General features: G+C 38.3%; 22 protein-coding genes. 4 read left to right on the top strand and 18 right to left on the bottom strand.

Features of this window, described 5'->3' with window-relative positions; translation table 11 throughout:
* Positions 1–175: 175 nt before the first annotated feature.
* The 8 genes from Q5W13_RS25675 to Q5W13_RS24395 all read right to left on the bottom strand — a co-directional run bounded on the left by Q5W13_RS25675 (position 176) and on the right by Q5W13_RS24395 (position 9,863).
* The gene (locus Q5W13_RS25675; RefSeq protein ID WP_368662383.1) at positions 176–667 is read right to left on the bottom strand and encodes a glycoside hydrolase family protein; all 492 of its coding nucleotides are present in this window, start codon (positions 665–667) and stop codon (positions 176–178) included.
* Positions 668–798: 131 nt separating this feature from the next.
* Complete coding sequence (locus Q5W13_RS25670) at positions 799–1,593, bottom strand: glycoside hydrolase family protein (RefSeq protein ID WP_368662382.1); 795 nt, start codon at positions 1,591–1,593, stop codon at positions 799–801.
* A 30-nt stretch (positions 1,594–1,623) separates the two neighbouring features.
* Positions 1,624–2,658 carry a family 16 glycosylhydrolase gene (locus Q5W13_RS24420; RefSeq protein ID WP_497582251.1) on the bottom strand — a complete coding sequence of 345 codons (1,035 nt, stop codon included), beginning with the start codon at positions 2,656–2,658 and terminating at the stop codon, positions 1,624–1,626.
* Positions 2,622–2,903, bottom strand: coding sequence for a hypothetical protein (locus Q5W13_RS24415; RefSeq protein WP_304444887.1), 282 nt, complete (start codon positions 2,901–2,903; stop codon positions 2,622–2,624). The genes Q5W13_RS24420 and Q5W13_RS24415 overlap by 37 nt, the downstream gene beginning before the upstream one ends.
* 109 nt (positions 2,904–3,012) lie before the next feature.
* Complete coding sequence (locus tag Q5W13_RS24410) at positions 3,013–4,581, bottom strand: sulfatase family protein (protein WP_304444886.1); 1,569 nt, start codon at positions 4,579–4,581, stop codon at positions 3,013–3,015.
* An 83-nt stretch (positions 4,582–4,664) separates the two neighbouring features.
* Positions 4,665–5,975, bottom strand: a complete 1,311-nt coding sequence (locus Q5W13_RS24405) for a glycoside hydrolase family 28 protein (RefSeq protein WP_304444885.1) — start codon at positions 5,973–5,975, stop codon at positions 4,665–4,667.
* Between the two features lies 1 nt (position 5,976).
* Positions 5,977–7,380: a glycoside hydrolase family 28 protein gene (locus Q5W13_RS24400; protein WP_304444884.1), complete on the bottom strand. Its 1,404-nt coding sequence runs from the start codon at positions 7,378–7,380 to the stop codon at positions 5,977–5,979.
* A gap of 5 nt (positions 7,381–7,385) precedes the next feature.
* Entirely contained in the window at positions 7,386–9,863 is a 2,478-nt protein-coding gene (locus Q5W13_RS24395; RefSeq protein ID WP_304444883.1) for a glycoside hydrolase family 2 TIM barrel-domain containing protein, read from the bottom strand.
* A gap of 361 nt (positions 9,864–10,224) precedes the next feature.
* On the opposite strand from Q5W13_RS24395, the gene Q5W13_RS25665 reads away from it, so the two are divergent.
* Positions 10,225–11,205, top strand: coding sequence for an alpha-L-fucosidase (locus tag Q5W13_RS25665; RefSeq protein WP_368662381.1), 981 nt, complete (start codon positions 10,225–10,227; stop codon positions 11,203–11,205).
* A 1-nt stretch (position 11,206) separates the two neighbouring features.
* On the top strand, positions 11,207–11,779 hold the full coding sequence (locus Q5W13_RS25660; protein WP_368662380.1) for an alpha-L-fucosidase: 573 nt from the start codon (positions 11,207–11,209) through the stop codon (positions 11,777–11,779).
* Positions 11,780–11,979: 200 nt separating this feature from the next.
* On the opposite strand, the gene Q5W13_RS24385 is transcribed toward Q5W13_RS25660, so the two are convergent.
* The 10 genes from Q5W13_RS24385 to thiD all read right to left on the bottom strand — a co-directional run bounded on the left by Q5W13_RS24385 (position 11,980) and on the right by thiD (position 21,629).
* Complete coding sequence (locus Q5W13_RS24385) at positions 11,980–13,287, bottom strand: sulfatase-like hydrolase/transferase (RefSeq protein ID WP_368662379.1); 1,308 nt, start codon at positions 13,285–13,287, stop codon at positions 11,980–11,982.
* A 58-nt stretch (positions 13,288–13,345) separates the two neighbouring features.
* Positions 13,346–13,501, bottom strand: coding sequence for a hypothetical protein (locus Q5W13_RS25655; protein WP_368662378.1), 156 nt, complete (start codon positions 13,499–13,501; stop codon positions 13,346–13,348).
* Positions 13,502–13,973: 472 nt separating this feature from the next.
* Positions 13,974–15,620, bottom strand: coding sequence for a sulfatase-like hydrolase/transferase (locus Q5W13_RS24380; protein ID WP_304444882.1), 1,647 nt, complete (start codon positions 15,618–15,620; stop codon positions 13,974–13,976).
* Positions 15,621–15,777: 157 nt separating this feature from the next.
* Complete coding sequence (locus tag Q5W13_RS24375; RefSeq protein WP_304444881.1) at positions 15,778–17,085, bottom strand: sulfatase-like hydrolase/transferase; 1,308 nt, start codon at positions 17,083–17,085, stop codon at positions 15,778–15,780.
* A gap of 19 nt (positions 17,086–17,104) precedes the next feature.
* Positions 17,105–18,616 (bottom strand): alpha-L-fucosidase, encoded by a 1,512-nt coding sequence (locus Q5W13_RS24370; RefSeq protein WP_304444880.1) that lies wholly within the window; start codon positions 18,614–18,616, stop codon positions 17,105–17,107.
* A gap of 21 nt (positions 18,617–18,637) precedes the next feature.
* Positions 18,638–19,387 carry a 3-keto-disaccharide hydrolase gene (locus Q5W13_RS24365; RefSeq protein WP_304444879.1) on the bottom strand — a complete coding sequence of 250 codons (750 nt, stop codon included), beginning with the start codon at positions 19,385–19,387 and terminating at the stop codon, positions 18,638–18,640.
* Between the two features lie 157 nt (positions 19,388–19,544).
* The gene (locus Q5W13_RS24360) at positions 19,545–20,147 is read right to left on the bottom strand and encodes a short chain dehydrogenase (RefSeq protein WP_304444878.1); all 603 of its coding nucleotides are present in this window, start codon (positions 20,145–20,147) and stop codon (positions 19,545–19,547) included.
* 12 nt (positions 20,148–20,159) lie between these two features.
* The gene (locus tag Q5W13_RS24355) at positions 20,160–20,429 is read right to left on the bottom strand and encodes a CBU_0592 family membrane protein (RefSeq protein WP_155596965.1); all 270 of its coding nucleotides are present in this window, start codon (positions 20,427–20,429) and stop codon (positions 20,160–20,162) included.
* 45 nt (positions 20,430–20,474) lie between these two features.
* The gene (locus Q5W13_RS24350) at positions 20,475–20,777 is read right to left on the bottom strand and encodes an ArsR/SmtB family transcription factor (RefSeq protein WP_304444877.1); all 303 of its coding nucleotides are present in this window, start codon (positions 20,775–20,777) and stop codon (positions 20,475–20,477) included.
* Positions 20,778–20,828: 51 nt separating this feature from the next.
* Positions 20,829–21,629: a bifunctional hydroxymethylpyrimidine kinase/phosphomethylpyrimidine kinase gene (thiD, locus tag Q5W13_RS24345; RefSeq protein WP_214611534.1), complete on the bottom strand. Its 801-nt coding sequence runs from the start codon at positions 21,627–21,629 to the stop codon at positions 20,829–20,831.
* 488 nt (positions 21,630–22,117) lie between these two features.
* Between thiD and Q5W13_RS24340 the strand changes: the two genes are divergently transcribed.
* Positions 22,118–23,530 carry a hypothetical protein gene (locus tag Q5W13_RS24340; protein ID WP_304444876.1) on the top strand — a complete coding sequence of 471 codons (1,413 nt, stop codon included), beginning with the start codon at positions 22,118–22,120 and terminating at the stop codon, positions 23,528–23,530.
* Positions 23,475–25,010 carry a hypothetical protein gene (locus Q5W13_RS24335; RefSeq protein ID WP_304444875.1) on the top strand — a complete coding sequence of 512 codons (1,536 nt, stop codon included), beginning with the start codon at positions 23,475–23,477 and terminating at the stop codon, positions 25,008–25,010. Before Q5W13_RS24340 ends, Q5W13_RS24335 begins: the two co-directional genes overlap by 56 nt.
* Position 25,011: the final 1 nt, after the last annotated feature.

The following is a 25,011-nucleotide window of genomic DNA, read 5'->3' as shown; positions in this document are numbered from 1 at the left end:
AGGACCCATTCATCATACCATTTTGCTTCTTTTAGGTTTGGTGTATCAGGGGCGAAAAAATAATCGCCATCAGGCTTGTAGATTTGTACATATTCATTGGCCTGTTGTGGAATTAATGGCTTTTCTTTAGCATAGGTTCCTATATAAGAAAGTAAAATGGAAAGGAATATATATGCTAGTTTTCATTTAATTGTTTTGTTCCATTATTCACACGTTCTCGCTGTTTGGCATTGAGTCCATGCTCTAACAAATACTCGAACTTTGGAGTATTGTGGTGGCGTTTCATTTGTTGATCATCAACATCTAAACTTAGGTCGCAATCAAAACGAACTAGAACCACATGATTCTTTTTCCAGTCGCGCGTAGGGTTGGCAAAATGGGAAATTCCCCAAGTAATTCCACGACCATCTTTGGTATCTGTAAAAGCATCGGCAACGAAAGGTCCTCCGGCATCTGGCATCATTTCTACCATAGAAGCGATTTCAAAATTCACCCAATCTTCGGCATATTGTATGGTATTGGCCTCATTACCATCTCTAATGGCAAAAGCGGCTACTCCTTTTTTAAATGGAAATAAAGTAGTCTCGTGTCCTGAATTTAGTATAGGGTTCAAACGATGTTTTGTAAACGGACCTAACGGATCATCTGCAAAGGCAAGACCGTGCATACGTACATTGTTCTTACCGTTAACTTTACCAAAATCTGATTTGTAGTATAGGTATATCTTACCGTTGTGTACTATAGGGTAGGGGTCGTGAATTGAAAACTGGTCCCAAGAACCGGGTGCGCCGTTAGGTATTACTTCTTTCTTAAAAGGTGTCCAGGACCGTTTGGAGAATCGGCATAAGAAACTGCAACAGGACAATTGTCTCCACCACTTTTTCCCGGAGCTTCAGAAAAAGCTTGGTAGTACAAATAGTATTTGCCCTTCCATTTTAAAACATCTGTTGTGGTAACGGAACGCCAACCTACTTGTGGTTTTGGAGGTCTAGGAACTGCAACACCTTGCTCTTCCCAAGTAAATCCATCTTTTGATGTCGCGTAGAAAATATCGGCTAAATCCCAATCTGCAGAAGGAATGGTATCATTAGATTCCTCAACTCTTGGGATACCTACTGGAGCTACAGGAGTTTCGCGGTGGGTGTACCAAATATAATATTTGCCATTTTCAAAAATCACTTTTGAAGGGTCTCTACGCGAGATGGTACCGTCATTACCGTTATAATCAAAACCCTTAAGTTCTGTGTATTTAAATTGGGTGTACAATTCGTTGGATTCGGGACGGGCACCTAAATAATTATCATAGTTCCGTTCCAAAGCGGCACTCAAAGGTCTGTTGGGTTTCTCTTCCGGCAACTCATAGGGGAATGCCTTTTCTTGGGCTTGGGCCATTGCAAAAGCGCTCAAACTTAATGCTAGTAAAATATACTGTTTCATAATTTTGTTCTGGTGTTTGTGGAGTAATAAAGCTACTTTTTCTGCCTTTAAACATTTGAAAAGGAAATCACTTTTTTGAGGAGCTTGCCCGCTTATACCCATTCCTATCAGAAAGAAGGTTAATGGAACTACTTTAGACAAGGCATTTTTGCTCATATTACTTTGGATTATAAAACTGAAGTCTTTTTAATTTATCAAATTGATGTATAAAGTGCTCTCGTCCATGGTACTTTTGTTATCTCCATCTACGGGTCTAATTCTTGCGGTTAGCTTATAAGGAACGTCTGTAGATAATTTTTCATCGACTTTAATAATAGAGGTTAAATTGGCATATCCCGCGTAAGCGATAAACTTAGATTCGGCTACTTTTTCACCTTCATCATCAAATAATTTTAATTCAATTTCTCGGTCTTTATTTGCTTTGTAGGTGAGAGGTATTTCTATAGAGGCAGATTGCTTTTGGGCAATGATGGGACTGTCAAACGATACATTTTCATTGTAAAGGTTTAGACGATTTTTTTCATCGGAATTTGGATTGTTGCTATCAACCAGTTTATAGGCCCTAACCCAATCATAGTACACTGTGTTTTTGCTTGGGTCGTTTAATTCTTCGGCAGTAGGAATTTCTATCCACGGAAAAGGATAGGTTTCACTCACTAAACGCATATACATAGGTTGGTCAAAAGGCTTATCCTTTACCTTGTCATAAAATTTTTGGTGTTTGGGTGCCCGGTTGTTATAGTAATAGCTGGCCGTACTTTCGTTTTCCCACCATCCACCGTAAATATTAAAATCTTCGGAGGTAAGTTTACTGTCTTCAAATTTTACTTGTGGGGCTCTGTAATCATGTTTTTCGCCATCGCAGTCCGTATACCAGAAATGTGCGTTGGAGTGCATGCCACTAGCAAAGTAGCTTCCGCTAAAATCACCTTCACGACCAATAGATTCGTGAATATCCCATTCTAAGCCATATTTATCGCAATCATTAGGGCCTGTAAAATTATTAGAGCTAGAAAACCAAAATGTGGTGGACATGGTTGTAGCGGCAGCTTTTACCCGACATTCGTAATAACCAAATTGAGTCGATTTTTTTGAAACCACAGCGGCCCCTCCAACATTAAAAGTAATGTCTCTACCATAGGCATGAACTATGGTATCCTTCTCAAGTTTTTTACTTGTCATTTTCAGAAAGCCATCACCCACGGAAACCTGTGATACCATAAAAAGTCCCGGTGGACGTCCAATCCATAAGTGGGGTGGTGGTCATACCATTTGGTAGTGTCTAATTCGGTACCATTAAATTCATCTGAAAAATCAGGATTTAAAACCCATCGCTTACCCATAGGTGGTTTAGGTGGTCCTTGGCGAGATTCTTGTTCTGGTGAAATCGGAGTCTCTGGTGGTGCTTGGGCAAAGAGATTACCTGTTGTAAATGTGAAAATTAAAAAAGCTATTCTTATAATCATTGGAGTATTTTTTATTTTTCCGAGTCAATTCTTCCTTTGCTATTTGTAGGAGCATCGTTTTTGGGTTTCATGAATATTACATTTAGGAATTGTTTTAATTAGTCTGGATTCAATAAAATTCCCAAAAACCATATTTCTCACCCTCAATATTTTCTTTGGTGTCACCTAATTCATTAGCTTTTTCTTTCATTTCTTTACGCATCGTTTTCACTTGTTCCGCATATTCAGGAAAGAAGGAAAGGTCATACACTTCCCAAGGGTCATTTTTTATATTGAATAGTTGGGTAACGCGGGAACCTTTTATGGTTTCTCCGTTCTTTTTATCATAATTATTGGCACGTACGTATTCAATTAATTTGTAATCCCCTGTTCTATAGGCGCGCTGAAATTGTTTGTATGCGTGATAGGTGTAATCCCGAAAACTGGTTTTCTCTTTATATATAACAGGTAATAGACTTTCCCCAGTTACAGAACTAGGCGCGTCAACTCCAATAAAATCGAATATGGTTGGGAAAATATCAAAATTGTAAGCGAAGGCCTCTCTTTTACTGCCCTTGTCCTTTATAAGGTTACCCGAGAAAACAAGTGGAATATGAACTCCGTCTTCATCATAAATATTCTGTTTCCCCATCAGACCATGGTTTCCAACTGCAAGACCACTATCACCTGCAAAAACAATTAGGGTGTTCTCATAGGCACCGCTTTCTTTCAATGAAGCAATGACTTTACCTATTTGGTCATCTAGATGCGTAATAATGGCATAGTAATCAGAAAGTTCTTGTTTAGCAACTTCTGTTGTTCTTGGCCATACAGCTAGTTCTTCGTCCCTAAGGAACATATCTCCATTATCAAAAGGGTGTTGCGCCATATAAGAAGGAGGAAGTACGATGTCTTCAACAGGATACATGTCTTTGTATTTCTGTGGCGCCTGTCTTGGGTCATGTGGTGCGTGAAAAGCTAAATACATGAAGAACGGGTCTTTCTTTTTATAATCCGTAATAAACTTAGAAGCACTTTTAGCAAAGATTTCAGAGGTATGCGGGCCATTTTTCTCCGTACCAGTAGGTCCTCTTTTCTCTTCTTTGGTTACTGGTCTGCGAACGATTTTTCCGTTTTCATTATATTCCAATAGGTAGCCATCTTCAAATTTATAGTCACCATCTTTTTTCCAGTCCCACAAAGGCATACGAAAATGGTCGACTAGATATAGACCTCTGGACATTAGTCTATCTCCCGAATCAAAAGAACGTGCCAAGGAAGCGTTATCTTGATGCCATTTCCCAACAATATGAGTGTTGTAATCTTGGCCTTGTAAAGCTTCGCCTATGGTTGTATGTTCAGGAGGAATGCTGTGTCCTTGTCCTTCTAGATCAAATACGTTCCTTCCGGTTAACAACATGGCTCTACTTGGTACACAGGTAGCACCGGAAAAGGCGCCCATTAAATAACCGTTGGAAAATGAAACTCCATCGGCAATCAAGGCGTCCATATTTGGTGTTTTTACTTGCATGCCACCCAAAGCATGTACCCCTGAAAAACGATGGTCATCTGTATAGATAATAAGTACATTGGGCTGGTCTTTCTTTTTGGTCTTACGTTTTTGAGCGCTAACAGGAAGTGCCAATAGCGTACTAAAAACGAGTAAAATGCAAAGGGAAAATTGATTTCTAATATTCATAATGTTATTCTTATTGAGTTGTATTGGTGTCCACTAAAACTTGAGATTCTCTTTTGTCGTCACCGTTTAATGTGAACACGACGTTATTGGTTTGTATATTTTCTATATGTCTTCCGTAGAGGCCGTAGGCGGGTAGTACTTTTTAAGAAGCTGAATTCTGGATATCTCTCAATATCTTCCACAACTTTGGCCATGGTATCTTCTTCTGAGCCTCCGCCCGGTAGTTCCAGTTCAATATTTTCTAAAGTAATTTTACCAACTTTATGGTTTGGAGTTCCTGTAATTAATATGCCCGAAGGTGGTTTTACCCTAGAGCTATCCAAAACCCGGGCATTGCCTTTAATATTTTTGATAACTACATTAGTGATAGAGCCAACCGCTTGTTTTTCGGCATCGCGGTAGGTACGTAAACGCTCTCCAAGCCTAATGAAAATAGGCATATCTACTCGGTCCATCTGAATGCCGTCTATAGTCACATCGTGAATATTGGCGCCGTCCACACTTAGGATTTTTATTCCGCCACCTTTGGTATCATAAATCTGGCAGTTTTTAATGTCTATGTTGTACATATCTCCCATAGACTCGGTTCCGAACTTGATCGAACCCCAGTCACTTCTGAGCTTACAATCGCTAACTTTTACGTTATAGGTGGGTTTTGGACTCGTAGTTTTAATGCAAATAGCATCATCACCTGTGTTGATGTCGCAATTTTTAATAACAGCATCGTAACTGGAATCTAAATCAATACCATCATTGTTCTTGTGGGCATGGCTGTAAATAGATACGTTGTCCACCAAAATATCATTGGATTGATAGAAATGGCAAGTCCATGCAGCTGGTTGGCGTAAATGAACATCTTGTACTTTTATCTGTGAAGAATTTACGAAGCGCAAAAGAAAAGGCCTGTTTGTACCAAAACCTTCGGTTTCGGTAATATTCAGCTCCTTAATTTTTGCCTTTATATTTTTTGAGAGAAAAGCTTCTCCGTTTCCATCAATAGTTCCCTTACCGGTTACGGCAATGTTTGTAGCATTTTTTGCACCAATAAGGCAATTGCCCCTTTTTTGTCCCGTAGCATCGGTAAACGTATCAATGCTTTGATAATCTAATGGGTTTGGACTTCCAATTAGTTTAGCATCTTCGGCAATATGAAGCGTAACATTGTTTTTTAATAGCAGCGAACCTGAAACATAATCTCCTTTTTCAAGTATTACGGTACCGCCTCCATATTGGTTACAGGCATCAATAGCTTGTTGAATAGCCTCTGTATTTAATGTTTTGCCATCGGCTATAGCACCAAAATCAGCAGCATTGTAATTATCTGTTTTTGAGTTACACCCCACGAATAGTATAAGAGTGATTAATAGGCTTGTATAATGTAGTTTGATTTTCATTTTAGTTTCTTTGGATTTGTTCCTTAGCAACAATTTTTTTATTCAAGTAAATCTTGTTTATTTCGCCATTTTGTACATTTTTTAGAACAATTGGAGCTCTTTTGTCTTCGTTTACCGTCTTTATGCTGAAATTTTCAACAACTAATCCATCTATGTGACGGGCATAAAGTCCAGAAGCTGGTAGGGTACCTACTAAACTGAATTCTGGCCACCAACCATTAAGTACTTCTGGGGTGTATTCTTTGATATCTGTTTTTTGAGCATCTTCTTTAGTCCCGCCACCAGAAACTACAAATTGAACATCTTTAATAGTGATATCTTCAATTGAATGCCCTGGGAAGCCTGTTAGAAAGAAGGCTGAGTTTTTATCTAGCTTGGAATTGTCTACCACAATATTGCTAAAGCTAAAGTTGTGCATACTCTTTAGCGGCTCAAATTGGCCCTCAGGTGTATCTACGGATGCAATTTGTTGTGCGAAAGTCATGAAAATTGGGCGTGGTACATTTTCCATTACCAAATTGCTGAAAACCATATTCTTCATTTCGCCACCTTCACATTGTTGAATCTTAAGTCCCGAATCCTGAATATCCTTAAAAGTACAATTGGTAACGGTAACCGATTCTATATTTCCGCGAGATAGGAGTCCAATGCGCATTCCGCCCCATTTGGTGCTAAAATGGCAATTGCTGACTGTAATATTCTTGCAAGGTTTATCCGGTCTTGAAGCTTGCAGGCAAATACTATCATCACTATTATCAAAATTACTATTGTTCACGCGCACGTTTGTACATCCATCAAAATCCAGCCCGTCTCCGTTATTGTTTACGCGACTTATGATGTTGATTCCGCTCACCGAAATATTATCACAGTAGAGCCAAGCTGAGGTCCATGCCGCAGGATTGATAAGAGTAATGTCATTTAGATGAATGTCTTTCACATTTACAAACCTTATCATCATTGGCCTACCACCTTTTTTCTTGGTGAAGTTTTCTTTGTGCCCATTCCCGTCAATAGTTCCATAACCTTCAATAGCAATGGAATGTGCGTCTTTGGCAAAGATTAAGCAACGATCCATATGAGGTTCGTTCTTGTACATGTTTTTATGGGTGTCCGTGGCATAATCAGCATAATTGGAACTCCCAAGAAGTGTTGCTCCATTCTCAATATGAAGGGTAACAAAATCCTTTAAGTAAATGGTACCTGTTACTACTGTTTTACCAGCGGGAATTAGAACCCTGCCACCGCCATTTTTGGTACAGGCATCTATGGCGTTTTGTACGGCTTTGGTGTCTATAATAACACCATCGGCCTTTGCGCCATAATCAAGTACATTAAAGTCTGTAGCTGCCGCCTGCAAATAAAATAATGAGCATATAGCAAAACAGAAAAATCGAGATATTTTCATTTGAATCACTTTGTTTTAACTATTGTTTTTGTGCTTTCCAATCCGTTAGAAGTAGCAGAAACTGTAATGTTTCCTGCAGCTTCGGTAGATTTTACTACGAGTAAACATTTTCCATTAAATGCCTTGATTTTAGCATCTTGAAACGACTCTAAAGAAGCTGGGTTTCCATTACCCACAGCGGCAAGAATTCCAGCGCCTTCTATGGTAAATTGTACTTGGTTATCAGCATTAGGAATAAGGTTTCCATCCGCATCTGTAATATCGACTTCAATAAAAGAAAGGTCTTTTCCGTCTGCAGTTATTTCTGTACGGTCTGCCGTTAAGCGTATTTTAGATGCTTTTTTAGCAGTATTGATTATCTTTTCGGCTACCGCTTTTCCATCTTTATAACCAATAACTCTTAAGCTTCCCGGTTGGTAAGGAACCTTCCAACTCAATCTATATTTTGAGGTGTACATTCCTTTTTCAAATCCACGGAATTCCGCTGGAATATCGGTAGTATCAACTCCTTTTATTTTTTTACCCATTGACTTTCCGTTCACGATCAATTCTACTTCATCACAATTGGTATAGGCATAAACTGGAATTTCTTCACCTTCTTTTCCTTCCCAGTTCCAATGTGGCAATACGTGAACCATAGGTTCTGTAGTCCATTGGCTTTGGTAGAGGTAGTATCTGTCTTTTGGAAATCCACATAAATCTACTGGAGCAAAGTAAGAGGCGTGTACTGGCCAATCTGCATTCCAATATCCATCTGTAGAATTATCGCGACCACCGTAAGGGGTAGGTTCGCCAAGATAATCAAACCCCGTCCACATAAATTCCCCTAAAAAAGTAGGGTTTTCGGCTTGTACATCAAACTCTACATCTGGAGGATATGCCCATGGTGGGCCAACAGTTACGTCATAACTAGAAACTTCTAACGTTTCCTTCTTATGGTCATGTGTAATAGGTAGGGCATAAGTACCACGGCTACTAGTCTGCGATGAGGTCTCCGAACCGTAAACAATCATATCTGGGTTTTCTCTAATCACTTCCCCGTAATCAAAAGGCTTATAGTTTAGACCTACAATATCTATCTGATAGGCTAATTTGTTTTTGAATGCTCCCGGGTAATTATTGAAACCTGCGGTAGTTGGTCTGGTATGATCTTCATCATGGCAAATATCGCTAAGCATTTTAGCAACTTTCCAACCGTCTTTTTTGCGTTGCTCTATGATTTCATTACCAATACTCCACATTACTACAGAAGGGTGGTTACGATCTCTTTTGATCATATCCCTTAAGTCGCGCTCATGCCATTCGTCAAAAAACTTGTTATACCCATTAATGACCTTTGGTATTTTCCATTCATCAAAAGCTTCGTCCAATACTACAATACCTAATTTATCACAGATTTGAAGCATTTCGGGCGATGGTGGGTTATGACTTGTACGCAAGGCATTCACGCCCATACTTTGCATAATCTGCATTTGGCGTTTGGTAGCCCTGTAATTTACAGTACCTCCTAAAGGTCCGAGGTCATGGTGCATACATACACCCTTGAATTCAACTGGCTCTTCATTCAATAGAAATCCTTCTTTGGCATCAAAGGAAATACTCCGAATTCCTAAAGTACTACTATACTCATCTAAAATTGTATTTCCTTTTTTTACTTGAGTAACAACATCATATAAATAAGGATTTTCAATTCCCCATCGGTTGGGGTTGTTCACTACTATTTCATCTATAACAACTTTCTCCGAAGATTTTTCTAGTCCGATTTTTTGACTACTAGAAGCCACTACGTTATTAAGCCCGTCAATTATTTTGGTTTCTAAAGTAACCGAAGCTCCTTTACCAACGGCATTCTTTACCGTAGTCTCAATTTTTACAGTAGCCCTTTCATCGGATACCTCAGGCGTGGTAATATAGGTTCCCCAAAGCGGAATGTGGATGGGGTTATTTATTTTTAAATAGGTGTTTCTATAGATACCCGTACCAGAGTACCAGCGAGAAGCTAAGTCTTCTGGGGCAACTCTAACAGCAATGACATTGTCCTCTCCAAATTTAATGTATGGTGTTAAATCCAGTTCAAAACCCATATAACCAAAAGGACGCTCACCAATATACGTTCCGTTTATATAGACCTTACTATTGTTCATAACACCATCAAACAACACAGCTATTTGCTGAGCCGCATATTTTTTGTCTATCGTAAAATGTTTGCGGTACCAAGCGGTTCCGTGTACCGGTAGACCACCTGTACGTGCATTATATTTTTTATCAAAAGGACCTTCAATGGCCCAATCGTGCGGTAAATTCAGTTTACGCCAATCGGCATCTTTAAAAGTGGACTTTTCAGCTCCAGAAGGGTCGCCCTTTTGAAAGAGCCAATCGCCATTAAAGGATACATCGCCATTTGTAGCTTCAGAACTCAGTTGACCAAAAGAAAAACTGAATTGTAGTAAAAGGATAAATAGAAAGCTTTTTCTCAACATCATTTTTGCGTTAATAATTATAGTGGTGAAAGTCTAAAATAATTTTCAGGCAAAAGACCACGGACAGCTGAAAGAATAGAACAGATGGTTTTTTTAGATAAGCTCAGATAAGTGAGTCTCGATTTTAGGGCGTCACAGAGTAAACATTGAGATTTATGAGAGATTAAGGTTTGTCAATGTTTTGTCTAGTTTTTAGGTTTGTTATAAACCAATAGAAGCATGTAGGTTGCTTAAAATAGCATGAGTAAATGTTCATTTGTTATAACCTTTAGCACATTCGTGGCTCGCAGATGGGGCATAAAATTAGAATTTAGCAACTTCTAATAGGGCGAAATAAAATGGTATCGTCAATAACAACCACACTATGAATTTTAAACATTTAGCGGCACTTTCAGTCGCCATTATCTGTATAGCTTCCTGCGGCAGTTCAGATAAAAAAAATCAAAAGGATACAGCACAATTAAGTGCTGCTGATACGACTAAAGTCTTTCAGCCTAATTGGGAATCTATCAAGAAAAACTATAAAGACCCTAAATGGTTTAGTGACGATAAATTCGGGATATTTATTCACTGGGGCGCCTATTCGGTTCCTGCATTTGGTTCAGAATGGTATCCTAGACAGATGTATATGGATACGGCTACTTTTTCTGCCACACTTAAAAAAGGGAAGAAAGGACCTAATGCAACCTATACGCACCATAAAAAGACGTGGGGAGACCAAAAGGAATTTGGTTACAAAGATTTTATCCCAATGTTCAAGGCCGAAAAATTTGATGCTAAGGAATGGATAACCCTTTTTAAGAAATCTGGTGCTAGATATGTAGTTCCGGTTGCAGACCACCATGATGGTTTTGCTATGTATAAATCTAATACAACACGTTGGAATTCATTTGATATGGGCCCCAAAAGAGATGTATTGGGCGAACTTTTTAAGGAAGGTAAGGCTCAGGGCCTAAAAATGGGAGCTTCTTCTCACTTTGCTTTTAACTGGTCTTTTTATAATAAGAAGGATAAGTTTGATACCGTTGATCCTGAGTATGCCGATTTGTATTCTAGTAAAGGAAAGGATTTAACGCAGCCTGTTTCGGAGGAATTTAAAGAACGATGGTGGAAGCGAACTATTGATTTGGTAGACACGTATCAGCCAGACATTCTTTATTTCGATTTCTATGTAGATATTGAAGATTTTGCGGACTTAAGACCAAAATTGGCGGCATACTACTATAACAAAGGTCGTGAATGGGGCAAAGAGGTTTTAATAAATGATAAGAATTTTGGGCATGAAGCCTTTCCTGAAGGAACTGTGATCTATGACCTAGAAAGAGGAAAACTTCCTGATTCGTGAGTTGCCATGGCAGACAGATACTTCAATAGGTAAAAATTCTTGGTCTCATGTTACCAACTGGGATTCTAAAACTCCTAACCAATTGATAGATGATTTAGTAGATATCGTTTCTAAAAACGGAAATTTACTATTAAACGTAGGCCCAAAAGCAGATGGAACCATTCCTGATGACCAAAAAGAAATTCTATTGCAAATAGGGGATTGGTTAGCTGTTAACGGCGATGCTATCTACGATACTAGATATTGGAAAACTTTTGGAGAAGGTCCAACAGAGGTTAAAAAAGGACATCATTCCGAAGGAAAAAACAAGGATTTTACAGGACAAGATATCAGGTTTACTCAAAAAGGGGATAAGCTATATGCCATTATGTTGGCTTGGCCAGAAAATGGTAAGATTGATATTGAGTCCTTGGGAAGCGCCAATGCATTTGCGGAAGGTGTAGACATCAAAGGAGTTAAATTATTGGGTAGTGATGCTAAAATTGATTTTGAGCAGACAGAAGAAGCACTATCGATTAAGAAATTATGTGAAAAATCGGGCGAGTACGCCCATGTGTTAGAGATTTCAATTTAATGTAAAGCTCTATATAAAATTGTTTTTTTGTGTTAGTTTTAAGTGCATCAATCGTTCATAGTTGGTGCACTTTTTTTATGTTCATGCCTAAGATTAGGGTATGTTTGGGGACTTTTTTCCTTGAATTTTAAGCAAAGAAACAGCCCTGTTCATATGAATATGAACAGGGCTGTTGTAGTAAGGGTACTCAGTAAGGTATTTTATTTCTTTGCTCTGTAGTTTTCAAGTACGCTGCTAATATCTAGCGTGTCTTCCATATCTTTTTGGAGTTGCAATAACTCGGCAAACATGGTATCTATTTTTTCCTTGTATTCAGGATTAGCTGCTAAATCATTCATTTCTTTTGGGTCAGCTGTTAAGTCGTATAACAAAACCACATCCATTTTTGGATAAATAATAAGTTTGTAACCGTCTTTACGAATCATACGCTGTAAGTCTATATAACCATTGTAGATAGCGTCGTAGTGGCTCTCCTTACGTTCTCCTTTTACAAGGTCTAAAACGCTATTAAAGAATACATATTCGGGTTTTTCAATACTAGCTAGTTCTAAAGTTGTGGCCATAGCATCTTGTAAATAGATATCAGAATCAATTTTATTGTTTTCCGGAACTTTAGGCCCAACAATCATAAATGGAGCACGTATACTATGGTCAAACTGACTTTGTTTACCTAAAAGGCCATGTTTACCCATTGCTAGACCATGATCAGCAGTAAAAATGATATAGGTATTATCCATTTTACCGGTTTTCTCTAATCCATCCAAAATCTCCCCGATTTGAAAATCAAGGTGTGAAATTAGCGCGTAGTACTCTTGCGTATGTTTCTTTATGGCATATTCTGTTCTTGGGAAAGGAGCCAACGCTTCATCTCTAAGACTTGGACTATTACCCATCCCATCTTTATAAGGGTAGAGGGGTAGAAAGCTTTCAGGAACGCTAATATCATCTATAGGGTACAAGTCTACGAACTCTTGTGGCGCCTGTCTCGGGTCATGTGGTGCATTGAAAGCTAAATACATAAAGAAAGGCTTCTCACTAGTTTTAGTTTGGTCTATAAAGCCAAGAGCATCATCTTTTAGAACTTCGCTCCAATGTTTGCCACCTTGCCAGAATCCTCCAAACTTCATATCTGTAGGTGTCCATACGGTATCATTTTCGTTTTGAGGTCTATTGTAGCCCACAGGCATAATATCTGCGGGTTTTTTACCTTGTTCTTTTAATGTTTTAAACTTGGAACCGGTATTCTCGGCAGCCCATGCGTCACCATAAGGCATTCCCGGACGTACGTGAACTACATTTTGAAAGACGTTTTGAGCTTTTGCGTCAACATGCCATTTACCCGTCATATAGGTGTCATAGCCTGCGCCTTCCATGAGTTTACCCCATGTTTTATCAAATTCTTTTCCGTTGCTCCAATTTTCACGGAACTCATTTACTTCCCAAAGCTTACGTCCGGAAATGATCATGGCTCTAGATGCTGCACAAATGGCACCGTTCCATCCGCCCATATTAAAAGCATGGGTAAAGGTGGTTCCGTTATGAACTAACTTATCTAGATTAGGAGTTTTAATTTCTTTGTTTCACCAGGGCATTTATGGCCGAGTAGGTCATATCATCGGCGAAAATGAAAACTACATTGGGTTTAGAAAGCGGTATTTCTTTCTTTTCGGCCTTGCAGGAGAATAGCAATACCGTAATAAGTGCAAGCGTTAAATTTTTCAAAGGATTGATTTTTGGAGTTAAATTGTTTGTGGTAATAATGACATTGTAAATATACTAAATCATGACTTAAAGTGTATTTTAGATACTTATTAACTTCGTGGGCATAAAAAAATAGTGTCTTAACAAGATAGTGTTCATTGAACCTTTCAACATTTTTTTAGGAGTCAGCAGATTCTTTCTTCTTGCTAATTTGTTTTACGTATTTGCTAGGTACTATCTCAAACTGTTTATTAAAGCATTTACAGAAGTATGGAGCCGTGATAAAATCTGTTTTGTTTATGATATCTTTTACGGAATAATTACTTTTTTTAAAGGACCTTATGCCTTAACGTTCATAAGAGTGCATAAAATAACATTTTTGCTATTTACTTCACCCTGATCTTTACTTCTTACACCTATGTCCTTTTGGTTATGCAACTGCCCCAAAACAATAACACAAATCAATAAAATGTACTATCCCTTGCATATAGTATTACTTAGGTTCTATAATAAGGCCTCTTTCTCCTTCACTGTCCGAAGTATACCTAAGAACCTTTGGAAATTCATTACCTCTAGCATTGGTAATTTCTGTTTTCCAAACTTTTCTCAACTCTTCTAATTTATTCTTGTTAGAGGCATCAGAGGCTAAATTGGTGGTCTCTTTTGGGTCATTTTTTAAGTTGAATAACTCTTCATAGACAGCTGGTTCGCCATGTAACGGTCCATCTGCATAATCACGATATACGGCAATATCCGGATCGTGTACCTTATAAAGCATTGCACTGGTATTTATACCCATGGCTTTAGCTGTAGCTATCTTTTTTAGGGACGAAAAATTCTCGTTCTTATAATACCGAATGTATTTCCATTCGTGGTCTTGAACAGACTCGCATCTAGGATTACCAAACTGAGTAGACCATAAATTCTCGGTATATAGAAAAGGGCGAACTTCTTCTTCCTGTCCTGCTAAAAGTCGAGTTAAGTTTTTTCCTTGATACGTTTTTGGGATAGTCACGCCTGCCATAGTCATCATGGTTGGTGCAATATCTATACTCTGTACCAAAGCATCGGAAGTTTTACCACGCTTAGATTTCTTTGTGTTTGGGTCAAATATAATCATGGGTACATGGGTGGTTTCTTCATAACACAACGCTTTCCCGCCCAGACCGAATTGCCCCATAAAAAGACCGTGGTCAGAAGTAAAAATAATAACGGTATTCTTATCTAATTTTTGGTCCTTCAAAGTTTGTCTAAGCTCTCCTAGAAGACGGTCAATACCTGTCATAGCTTCCATTTGGCGTATATAACGCTCTCTAAAACCTTCTGGCGTATCTACATAATCATAACCCACCTGGCGGTCTTCCGCGTGATGTATTTCTGCAGGTAATTTTGGTGTTTTTATATCTTTTCTAGCGATATAATTTTCTGGTAACGGAATATTCTGGTCGCGATAAAGCGTTTTGTAAATCTCATCGTCAGAATCACGCATTTGCATAGAACCTGTTCCTGCTCCGTGAGGAAGGTTAAAACACACGGAAAGCATAAAAGGTTTATCCGTAGGTCTGTTGTCTATGAATTTTATGGCCCCGCCTAATTTCTGCTCATTGGATAAAAAGTCTTGAATTCCTTCACCAACCACTTCTACTTGGGTGTCGTTTTTAGCATCTTTAAAAATACTGTGACGGTCTTTTGGATAGAAGCCCAGATGACCATGGCCTGCGTACCAGTAATCAAAGCTCTTTTCCATGAGTCCGCTATCATAACCACCCTCTCCAACAGGAACATGGTTTTTCCCTACCCAACCGGTGTAATACCCATTTTCCCGCATAACCATAGGATAGGTGTTGTTCCAACCTTCTTTGGACATACTGGTGCCGGAATTAAAGTTAATACCGTGTTTTCTCTCAAACTGACTCGTTAGAATACTAGCTCTACTTGGTGTGCAAATAGCAGTAGTTATATGTGCATTGGTGAACAAAACCCCATCACTAGCCAATTTATCTAGGTTTGGCGTTTTTACAATGGTATTGCCCGTACAGCCCATGAGGCCGTACTGCTGGTCATCCGTTAATATAAAGATGAAATTTGCTTGCTCTTGTGCCCAACCGGATACGGTTGATGCGGCGTAAATGCAGAGCATAATGACCAAATTTTTTAACAATTTTAATTTAAAGTCCTGTTTCATTTTATACTTCCTAAATTATAATTTTCTTCTTATTCTAATGTTGGACCTTGGGCTTTTTTGCGCATGCTCTGTAAAGCTTTTTCTTCTTTAAGAACATTTTCACGGTGCGGGTCTAACCAATAGGAACTAGGTTTTTAGCATCCCAAGCCGTGTATGCTTTTTCTAGTTCAGCAATTTTTTCAGGATTCTTATCTGCTATATCCGTTCGTTCCCAAGGGTCGCTTTTTAGATTGAAAAGCAACGTTTTGTTCTTGTATGAACTCTTATAAAGTTTGTAATCACCTATTCTAACGGCATATTCAAATCCGCCAACGGAACGCCAGAACAATTTTTCATGGGGAGTGCCGGTTTTTCCTTCTAAAATATAGGGTAGGAGGGTAGTGCCGTCTAATTGTGTTTCTTTTGTAATATCACCGCCAGCGGCTTCTAGAAAAGTTGGGAAAAGGTCCAATGAGCTAATAGGTTTCTCATAATGTTGACCTGCTTTCAATTTCTCTGGCCAAGTGATGAAAAAAGGAACTTTTATTCCACCTTCAAACAACATGCCTTTGTGGCCTCTGTACGGTCGGTTGTCAGCATGTTCCGTACGTCCTCCGTTATCACTTAAAAATACTAAAATTGTGTTTTCTTTCATACCATTTGCAACTAGCGTAGAGTCTATTCTCCCAACGTTTGCATCAACAGCATTTACCATGGCGGCATAGATACTGCGCCCACCATATTCAATATGTTTTGTGTTTTCTAAATATTGTTGGGTAGCGTGATCAGGAGCATGTGGTGCGTTGTATGCCAAGTACATGAAAAATGGTTTATCATCTTTCTTGGTAATAAAATCGATGGCCTCATCTGTGAAATCATCCGTTAGGTAACGCAATTCATTTTGAGGAACCGGTTTTCCATTTCTAACAATGGTTTTAATAGGGCCATCAGGTACGCCCCAATAGTTCATTCCACCACCGGCAAAACCGAACCAATGGTCAAAACCTTGTTGAGTAGGGTGAAGGCTAGAATGATCGCCCAAGTGCCATTTTCCAATAGCGCTTGTGCGATATCCCCGTTCTTTTAGGGCTTCAGGAATCATTTTTTCGGAAAGTGGCGTGCCTACCGTGTCATCGTTTTCGGCTTGGTATGGCATGTTACAATCGTGACCAAAACGAGCCTGATAGCGACCGGTTAAAAGTCCAGCGCGTGAAGGACTACAGTACGGATGGGAAACATATCCGTTATCAAAAATCACACCTTGGGAGGCTAATTTGTCCAAATTTGGGGTGGGAATATCCGTTGCTCCGTTAAAGCCTACATCTGCCCAACCTTGGTCATCCGTTAAGACTACTATAATGTTAGGTTTTTTTTCTTGTGCCATACTCGGTAAAGTGGTCATAAGACCCATGGCTAATGTAAAGATGAGTTTTGTATTCATAGTTGTATCTGTGTTCTTATTACTTTAAATTTATTTTATAGACTAGTGCAGCTTCCGCTTCGGCAGGCATTTTTCTTGGAGAAGTAACCAAAAGGCCTTCTGCTGTCTTTTTCCATTTTATTTTTTGTTTGCTACCCAATACAGAAACCGATTTGATGTCCATATTTTTGGCTTTGTTAGCAAAAACTGTCAGCACCGTTTCTGTATTCTCACCCGGCCAACCCAATTGAATGGCGTAGACTGTTTTGTGCTTTTTGGTGTAGCGAATATCAGCTGAATTCAAGTCGTATAAACCAGCTTTTATGGCTCCATAATCATTCCACTCGTCTTCTGGATTTCGTTTCAATTCGGTTGGTCCTTGACCATACGCAACAAACGGACGTGTTTTGTAAATAGACTCTCCGTATAGTTTTAACCAAGCTCCAATTCCCTCCATTGCCTTGGCTTGTTCTTCAGGAATAATACCCTCTGCCATTGGGGCAGCGGCTAAAATCATTACTCCGTTTTTACTCACCACTTCGGCCAAAATCCGAATGGCTTTTTTAGGGTCTAAAGCAGTACGTTTATCTTTATTATAGCCCCATGAGCTACCCAATTGAAAATCCGTTACCCAAACTTCTGGCGCAATATCTTTTACTGTAGCTCTTTCTAAATTCACCACAGCCAAATCCGTTGGAAAAAATGACCCTTTGGTATTTACTACCACCTCTTTATTTTGCTCTTTCGCTTTATTAAAATAGTTGGCCAAAAATTGTTTTCGATACTCTTCTTGAATATACCCTTGGGCAAAATCCATCCAAATATAATCAGGAGAATAAGTATCTATTACTTCATTCAATTTTCCTAGCCAGATATCACATTCTTCTTTATAGGTAGTATTTCCGTAAAGAATGCGGTATTCATCTTCCTGAGGAACTTCTGGGTTATCATAAGTTACGGCATGCATGCTTACAGGACGAAGAAAACTGTTTTCTTTTTTAGGATAAAAATGCATGTGAAATCCATGATGAAAAGTAGTCATAAATTTTAAGTTGCGCTTCTTTACTTCGTCACCAATATGCTTTACCACGTCAATTTTAGGGCCTTTATCAAAGGAGTTCCAAGGGTTGACTTCACTTTCCCAAAGCGAAAATCCGTCGTGATGTTCTGCAATGGTTCCTATGAATTTTGCACCCATGTTTTCGAACATATCCACCCAACGTTTAGCAGAGAATTTTTTGGCTTTCCATTGGGGTATAAAATCATGATAATCTACATCTCTCCCGTAGGTTTTGGTATGGTAATCATAGACATCTTTACCCCAAGTCTTTGCCCGGTCATTCTCGTACATAAAACGGCCGTACCATTCATTTCCATTGGCAGGAACATTGTATACGCCCCAATGAAAATAGACACCTAACTTGGCATCTGCAAACCATTCAGGAGAAGCTTTATGTTGTTTGAGGTTTTCCCATTCTGGCTCAAATTTTTCTTGAGCGCAACATGTAGCAGTTAGTGCCAATACCAAAAGAATGGCAATCTTGTTTTTCATTTAAATAGGGTATGCTTGTTCTTATTTTACTTCCTGAATCCTGATATTTCTATAGATAATTTCAGAGCCTTCTGCTTGCAGTGCAATGTTTCCTTTTTCTAATGGAGTGCCATCTGCATTTAAAAAGTCTTTTAGCTCATTAACCAATTGTCCGTTTTCAAAGAATTTGGCACTTTTTGAACCTCTTACTTCTACGCGTACTTTGTTCCAGCCATCAACTTCATGATTACTGTATTTATCACCTTCTAGATAGTCTTTTTCACCACTAGAATCTAATAATAAAGTAGAACCATCTTTTTGGAACCAATTAACTTTTGGGCCTTTAATAACCCATAAATCGCCCGTGTCACCTTCTTGAATTTGACATTCAAGACATGTGGGCCAGACAACTTTTTCTCCTTCAATATGAAAGACGATACCAGCGTCTCTTTTTGCTTCTAAGCGAGGGGCAAATTTGCGTTCTCCCCACTTGTATTCTAGCTCAAAATTAAAGTGACTGTATTCTTTATTAGTGGTAATCATTCCAAAGGGAGCTTCGTCTCCTTTCCAAGCATAGAGAACCTCTATTTTATTCTTTTTTATATTGAATAATTGTTGATTATCGGGCAGGTCATTTGGAGTAATTGAATAACTCTTGCCTAATCCATCTTTAGGAAAAGGATTTACCCAATTTGAAGATGGTTTTTCGGGTGCATTTTTTTGAGAAGAAAATAAAAAAAAGGCACAAAAGTAAAGCAGTAATGTTACAACGGGAGTGATTTTAGTTTTCATCTGTTCTCATGTTCTAATGAGGCCGTAAATTCTAAATTTATAGCCATAACTAGGACAACAGACATTTTTTAAACTACCACATATGTTTTAAACCAGTTGATTTTGGCAAATAAACGAGGTTTAGTTGCCAAAATAGGGGGTAATAAAAGAAGGTGTTTTAATCGTAGATGCGAATGACCTCGCCATTGCCCTTTCCTTTCACACTGCGAACGTATCCATTAACTACTTTTTTCATGGGAATAGGATTGTGCCCATAAAAATAATCTTTATACTTTTCGTAAGCATCTTCTACCATACCTGAAGAAACAGCGTTGACCCGAGTTCCATTTTCCAATTCTAAGGCTACCGCCTGTACAAAACTATGAATGCCACCATTTACCATAGCTGCACTGGTAGTCATTACAACAGGGTCATCTGCCAAAATACCAGTAGTTAGGGTGATGGAACCTTTAGGGTTAAGAACCTTTTGACCCAGACGAACAAGGTTTACTTGCCCCATTAATTTACTATTTAATCCAATATGAAAATCGTCTTCAGAAAGGTCATTAAAATTGGCCCATTTGGCTTCGCCGGCTATGCAAATAATAGCATCTAGTTTGCCAGTTTCCTCAAACATTTTAGAAATAGAGGAACTATCTTCTATATCTACTAAGAAGTCACCATTGGTTCTGCCGGCAATTAGTACCTCATTATCTTCAGAAAAATGAGCACTTACTTTTTTTCCGATGGTTCCGTGTCCTCCAATAATCAAGATTCTCATAGCTCTTTTGTTTTAGGTCAACCGTTTTCTATTGTTCTGCTTTGGTCTTTTTTTCCGAGTCTTATAAATAGTAAGGGTAGCTATAATACTCCACAACAAGTTGGATACAAATGGGGGAATGGCACTGTAATAATAGCAGTTTGCCGCGATTAATAATCCACCAAGTAGGTTTAAGTACTTACTGTAGCCTAAATACTTTCTATTCTCCATCATTGTGATGGCGTAGGCCAAGATGATGAGCCCCGAGCCCGTCCATCCGAAAACATCAATTAATAGCTTCATCTTAAATAGTAATATCGGTATATATCGATTTGTTGGTTAATAATTTTATAATAAATATTTTGCAAAATCAGTAATTAAAGCCTCATTTCTTTTATAATAAGACCATTTTCCGTGTTTTGTCATAACCAATAATCCACACTTCTCCATATTGGTTAAGTAATTTGAAACGGTAGATTGCGATAGTTTAGACTTCTCGTGAATGTATGTAGCACAGACGCCATCATCAAAATGGTCTATGCTAATATGAGGAGGGAAATTCTTTTCAGGTTCTCTCAGCCATTCCATTATCTGCATTCGAGTCTGATTAGATAAACATTTACTAATTTCAACTGCTTCTTTTACATCCATAGATGCAAATATCGGTATTTATCGATATGTAGTTTAAAATTTAACATTTTTTTATTTAGGAAAATGCTGTACCGGACCGTTGCCTTTACCCAAAGTTTTGTCTTTACCCTGTGTAATGGATTTATTTAAATAGGAGCAGGCTTTCTTTACCGCCTCTTCTAAGGGAAGACCTAAACTTAATTGTGCGGCTATGGCAGAAGATAAAGTGCATCCTGTACCATGGGTATTCTTTGTTTGTACCCTTTTGTTATAAATGGAAATGCTTTTTTGGGTGTCATATAAAAATAGGGTATCGGTCATTTGTTCGGAATCTTCCAAATGCCCTCCTTTTAATAAAACAGAAGTTTTAAATGTATTCCCTATTTCTTTTGCGGCCTCACCAAGCTTCTGAGCATCTATTTTTTTATCGATTAAAATCTCAGCTTCTGGAATATTAGGAGTAATAAGGTAAGCATCGCTTAAAAAAGATTTCAAATTCCCTAGTGCAGCTTTATTGAGAAGTCTATCTCCAGAGGTAGCCACCATGACAGGATCCAAAACTATTTTCTTAATAGGGTATTCCCTAAGGGTTTTCTGTACCAATTCTATAACATCTGCAGAGTGGAGCATTCCTATTTTAATAGCGCCAAAATCAATATCTTCAAGAACCGCAATTAATTGTTTGCGTATATGGGTAACAGGAATGGGGTGAATATCAAAAACGCCCTGCGTGTTTTGAGCGGTAGTAGCTGTAATGACAGATGCTGCAAAAGCGCCATTGGCACTAATACTTTTAATATCTGCCTGAATACCGGCACAACCACCAGAATCGCTTCCGGCTATGGTAAGTACACTAGGATAGCTTGTGGTCATAACTACAAATAATACAATTGTGGGAATATAAGAGAAGTAAATGTATAGAATTATTTTAAAAGGAGGTGGGCAGATATGGCTATTATCGCATTAAAAATTCTTACATTTTATTTAAAACTTAATTTATTGCCCAGCCTGACGTTCACACTTGCTCACAGACTTTTTCACTGTTAAATAATAACGCAAATTATGGACTAAAAGTTAGAATTATAAAGTAAGTTACTACAACGTTATAGTTGATTCTCATTTTTTTTAATAAATACATACTCTTGAAAGTATTGTTATTATTGGGGTTATCGATTAAGTGCACGATTCCTTCGTTATCTCATATACAGAAAAGTGGTTTTCACATACAATGATCACTTGGCAGACAACAAATAGTGGTTTTTTTTTCTTCTAATGATATATTTGATAACATTAACTATTTATATGTAGTCTTTTACCTACTTTTAAGGTAAACCTACATTTTTAACACTAACCACCGCACTATGAATTTTTCCATTAAAACTAGTGTTCTTACCTTGATTGCTGTACTATTCTATGCTATCAATTCGAACGCACAAATCGATAGTAACCGATACACGGTTCTATTGACACCTCAAAATTTGGCTACCTGTGGAGGAGTCAACAATTCTCTTGAAGAAGTTCTTATTAGAGGTCAGAATGCTACTTGTCATGACTTCAGTATTACTTTTGACCTTCCGCCCGGTGTGGAATATGTCTCAGGGACGGCAAGTATAACTTCGCAAACAGATTCATTTGGTAATCCAATTGCTTCAGATCAATACTCAATAGGGGAGGGTGGTACGCCTTCTGACCCTATTTTTACTATTTTGCGTCCTAGTGATGCAAATTGGGATGTTGGTGATGAAGTAACTTTTACTTTTGAACGTAGTGCAAATTGTGATGCGGTGGCGCATTCTAACTCAGGTGGGTTATTCAAAGATGCACATACTATTAATTTTCAAGATGCCGGTGGAGCTAACTCAGATTCGGATACGGAAGTAACTATAGCTTCTTATCCGTTATTGGCCGCTTCTTTAAATATTTCTGCCATACCAACTGTAGATGCAAATGTTGGCGAATCGTACACTAGAGATATTACTCTAGCACAAGGTGGTAATGGTTGTACGGAAACATTTACCTATTATGTAGATTTAGGTGAAGATGTAGATGACCTGTATACCTTATCTTATAATGGTAGTCTTTTAACTCCAGCTACAACAGCAGGACAAGTTCTAACTTACGAAATAGATTTAAACGCAGCTCCTTTTGCAGGGACTGTTGGTGATGGAAATAATTGCTTTGATAATGGCGAAGTAATTATTTTCCAAGAAGCCTTTAGGGTAGATGATTGTTTAGATACCGCTATAGTACACAATACCTATTGGGGTTGTAGCTCTGGCGAAACGTGCCAAGCGGCAGAACCACAAACAGGTTCTTTAAATTTTGGTGCCAATGTACCGGATATAGCCATTTCCAAAGTAGGTTCTACTACACCAGATTTATGTGGTGCAGTTACCTATACGATTAGAATAGAAAATACGAACACCGCTGTAGGTTCAATGGCTTTGGATTTAGGTGTTAATATTGGTAGTGGCGCAAATGCTTCTCCTGTGAGTACTGCTGCTACAAACCCGCTTTGGGATTTTGACTTCTATGATACCAGAGATGTTTCTAATTTTAGGTTTGCTTCTGGTATTTCTTTTACACCTCAAGATAGACCAAGTACAGTATATGCTACAAGAGGTTCTGGTAATACAGTTTCTATTCCACCAAACTTTTTTGCTTCCGACCCTGACGGACCGGGAGGTTTTGATGATTTAGATAATGATGGTTGGTTTGATGATTTACCACCAGGAAGCTACAGAGTTTTCGTTCGATTTTACGGTAACACCTAAAGATAATTGTGGTGTGTCTAGATTTGATTACATGGCTTGGGAGCATACCTATATAGATACGTATTTTAAAGATCAATGTAAAAGTGATCGTATTCCTGAACGTATCGATATTGGGTATTTCAATATTATTAGAGATTATACAGATGTTACAGAGGTAGAAGCACCAACAGACATCGTAGATAATGAGGATTTTGTTGTGAGTATCGCCCCGGCATTCTATGCGGGTGGAGCGGGTTTACCTACTATAGACGGTACTGCTATGTTTTCTAATGATGCCTCTTCAGTATGGAGTATAACACTTACAGTACCTACAGGTATGGCGTTGCAAACACCATTACCGGCTGGTTTTACGCAAAGTGGAAACGAAGTAACGTATTCAACAACAGACATGTATGCAGGAAGATTCAAAGAATGGGTAGATTTTCCTATGACTTTTACATGTGGTCCAAATGGTAATCAAGCAATACCTTATAAAACGAACTATACGGCAACAAGTGCTGCTGGTGTTTGTTGGACACAAGACATTCATTGCGGTACAGTAAATATATACACGCATTGCCCAGGTGGTTGTGTTGGTCCTGCAATTGAAGGCTTTACTGCCAGAAGACTTACCGCTGGTTGGACAGATGATACCATGACCACTAAAGTTGTATTAGATGATAATACAGATGGTATTAAAAAATATTTAGCAGGTGATCAAATGAAGATTACCACTACTGCTTCTATAAATAGTATTTCGTTAGATAACCTTTATTTTGATCTAACTTATGATACAGCTAGTTTAGCTGCTGGTGGTTCGGATATCATTACATTGATAGATACTAAAATTACTATTAATGATAATAGTGCTGGCACTTCAAATTCTGGTGTAATTAACGCAGCACCGGTTTTAACTACCAATGGCTCTACAGAGCATATGTTAAGTTTTGATTTGAGCGATGAAAAAGATTTAATAAGCGCAGCATACTTATTTGAAGGAGACGCTACAAATAGAGATATTGTTGAAGTTGAATTGACTTTTGAGTTTAGTAAAGATTTTCAAGATATAGCTTACTTTGAACTTACCAATTTAAGAGGTGAATTCTTTGCCTTTACGGATTACCCTGCCAATACATCACCCAATAGAGTAGGGTGCGACACTTGGGGAGATCGAGCCTATTATTCTAGACCTAGAATTTATGGAGGTAACCTAGCTCATGCTACTAATGGTTGTACGCCATCTAATGGTGTCATATATAATATGGTAAAAAATATGGCACCGGCTGATATGCATGCTGATGAATATAGACCTTTGACATTATGGACTTCTACTGTAATAGATATTCCTGAAGGGGCTAGATTTACAGGAAATGTTACATCAATACAATTTCAAGGTGCGTATTCAACTGCTACTGGCGAATTTATAGCGACAGAAAGTGGTGGTCAAATAACCATTACTCCTATCCTAATTTTAGAAATAGAGATCAAAGTGGTACAATAAT

The organism is Zobellia laminariae (genome assembly GCF_030553095.1).
Lineage (GTDB): Bacteria > Bacteroidota > Bacteroidia > Flavobacteriales > Flavobacteriaceae > Zobellia > Zobellia laminariae.
This window is presented reverse-complemented; position numbering and strand designations above follow the sequence as displayed.

Excerpts from the sequence above, each read along its gene's own strand:
- Q5W13_RS25675 (WP_368662383.1), bottom strand. The coding sequence starts at position 667 with ATGCACGGTCTTGCCTTTGCAGATGATCCGTTAGGTCCGTTTACAAAA.
- Q5W13_RS25670 (WP_368662382.1), bottom strand. The coding sequence starts at position 1,593 with ATGAGCAAAAATGCCTTGTCTAAAGTAGTTCCATTAACCTTCTTTCTG.
- Q5W13_RS24420 (WP_497582251.1), bottom strand. The coding sequence starts at position 2,658 with ATGGTATCACAGGTTTCCGTGGGTGATGGCTTTCTGAAAATGACAAGT.
- Q5W13_RS24415 (WP_304444887.1), bottom strand. The coding sequence starts at position 2,903 with ATGATTATAAGAATAGCTTTTTTAATTTTCACATTTACAACAGGTAAT.
- Q5W13_RS24410 (WP_304444886.1), bottom strand. The coding sequence starts at position 4,581 with ATGAATATTAGAAATCAATTTTCCCTTTGCATTTTACTCGTTTTTAGT.
- Q5W13_RS24405 (WP_304444885.1), bottom strand. The coding sequence starts at position 5,975 with ATGAAAATCAAACTACATTATACAAGCCTATTAATCACTCTTATACTA.
- Q5W13_RS24400 (WP_304444884.1), bottom strand. The coding sequence starts at position 7,380 with ATGAAAATATCTCGATTTTTCTGTTTTGCTATATGCTCATTATTTTAT.
- Q5W13_RS24395 (WP_304444883.1), bottom strand. The coding sequence starts at position 9,863 with ATGATGTTGAGAAAAAGCTTTCTATTTATCCTTTTACTACAATTCAGT.
- Q5W13_RS25665 (WP_368662381.1), top strand. The coding sequence starts at position 10,225 with ATGAATTTTAAACATTTAGCGGCACTTTCAGTCGCCATTATCTGTATA.
- Q5W13_RS24385 (WP_368662379.1), bottom strand. The coding sequence starts at position 13,287 with ATGGGCGGATGGAACGGTGCCATTTGTGCAGCATCTAGAGCCATGATC.
- Q5W13_RS24380 (WP_304444882.1), bottom strand. The coding sequence starts at position 15,620 with ATGCTCTGCATTTACGCCGCATCAACCGTATCCGGTTGGGCACAAGAG.
- Q5W13_RS24375 (WP_304444881.1), bottom strand. The coding sequence starts at position 17,085 with ATGAATACAAAACTCATCTTTACATTAGCCATGGGTCTTATGACCACT.
- Q5W13_RS24370 (WP_304444880.1), bottom strand. The coding sequence starts at position 18,616 with ATGAAAAACAAGATTGCCATTCTTTTGGTATTGGCACTAACTGCTACA.
- Q5W13_RS24365 (WP_304444879.1), bottom strand. The coding sequence starts at position 19,387 with ATGAAAACTAAAATCACTCCCGTTGTAACATTACTGCTTTACTTTTGT.
- Q5W13_RS24360 (WP_304444878.1), bottom strand. The coding sequence starts at position 20,147 with ATGAGAATCTTGATTATTGGAGGACACGGAACCATCGGAAAAAAAGTA.
- Q5W13_RS24355 (WP_155596965.1), bottom strand. The coding sequence starts at position 20,429 with ATGAAGCTATTAATTGATGTTTTCGGATGGACGGGCTCGGGGCTCATC.
- Q5W13_RS24350 (WP_304444877.1), bottom strand. The coding sequence starts at position 20,777 with ATGGATGTAAAAGAAGCAGTTGAAATTAGTAAATGTTTATCTAATCAG.
- thiD (WP_214611534.1), bottom strand. The coding sequence starts at position 21,629 with ATGACCACAAGCTATCCTAGTGTACTTACCATAGCCGGAAGCGATTCT.
- Q5W13_RS24340 (WP_304444876.1), top strand. The coding sequence starts at position 22,118 with ATGAATTTTTCCATTAAAACTAGTGTTCTTACCTTGATTGCTGTACTA.
- Q5W13_RS24335 (WP_304444875.1), top strand. The coding sequence starts at position 23,475 with ATGATTTACCACCAGGAAGCTACAGAGTTTTCGTTCGATTTTACGGTA.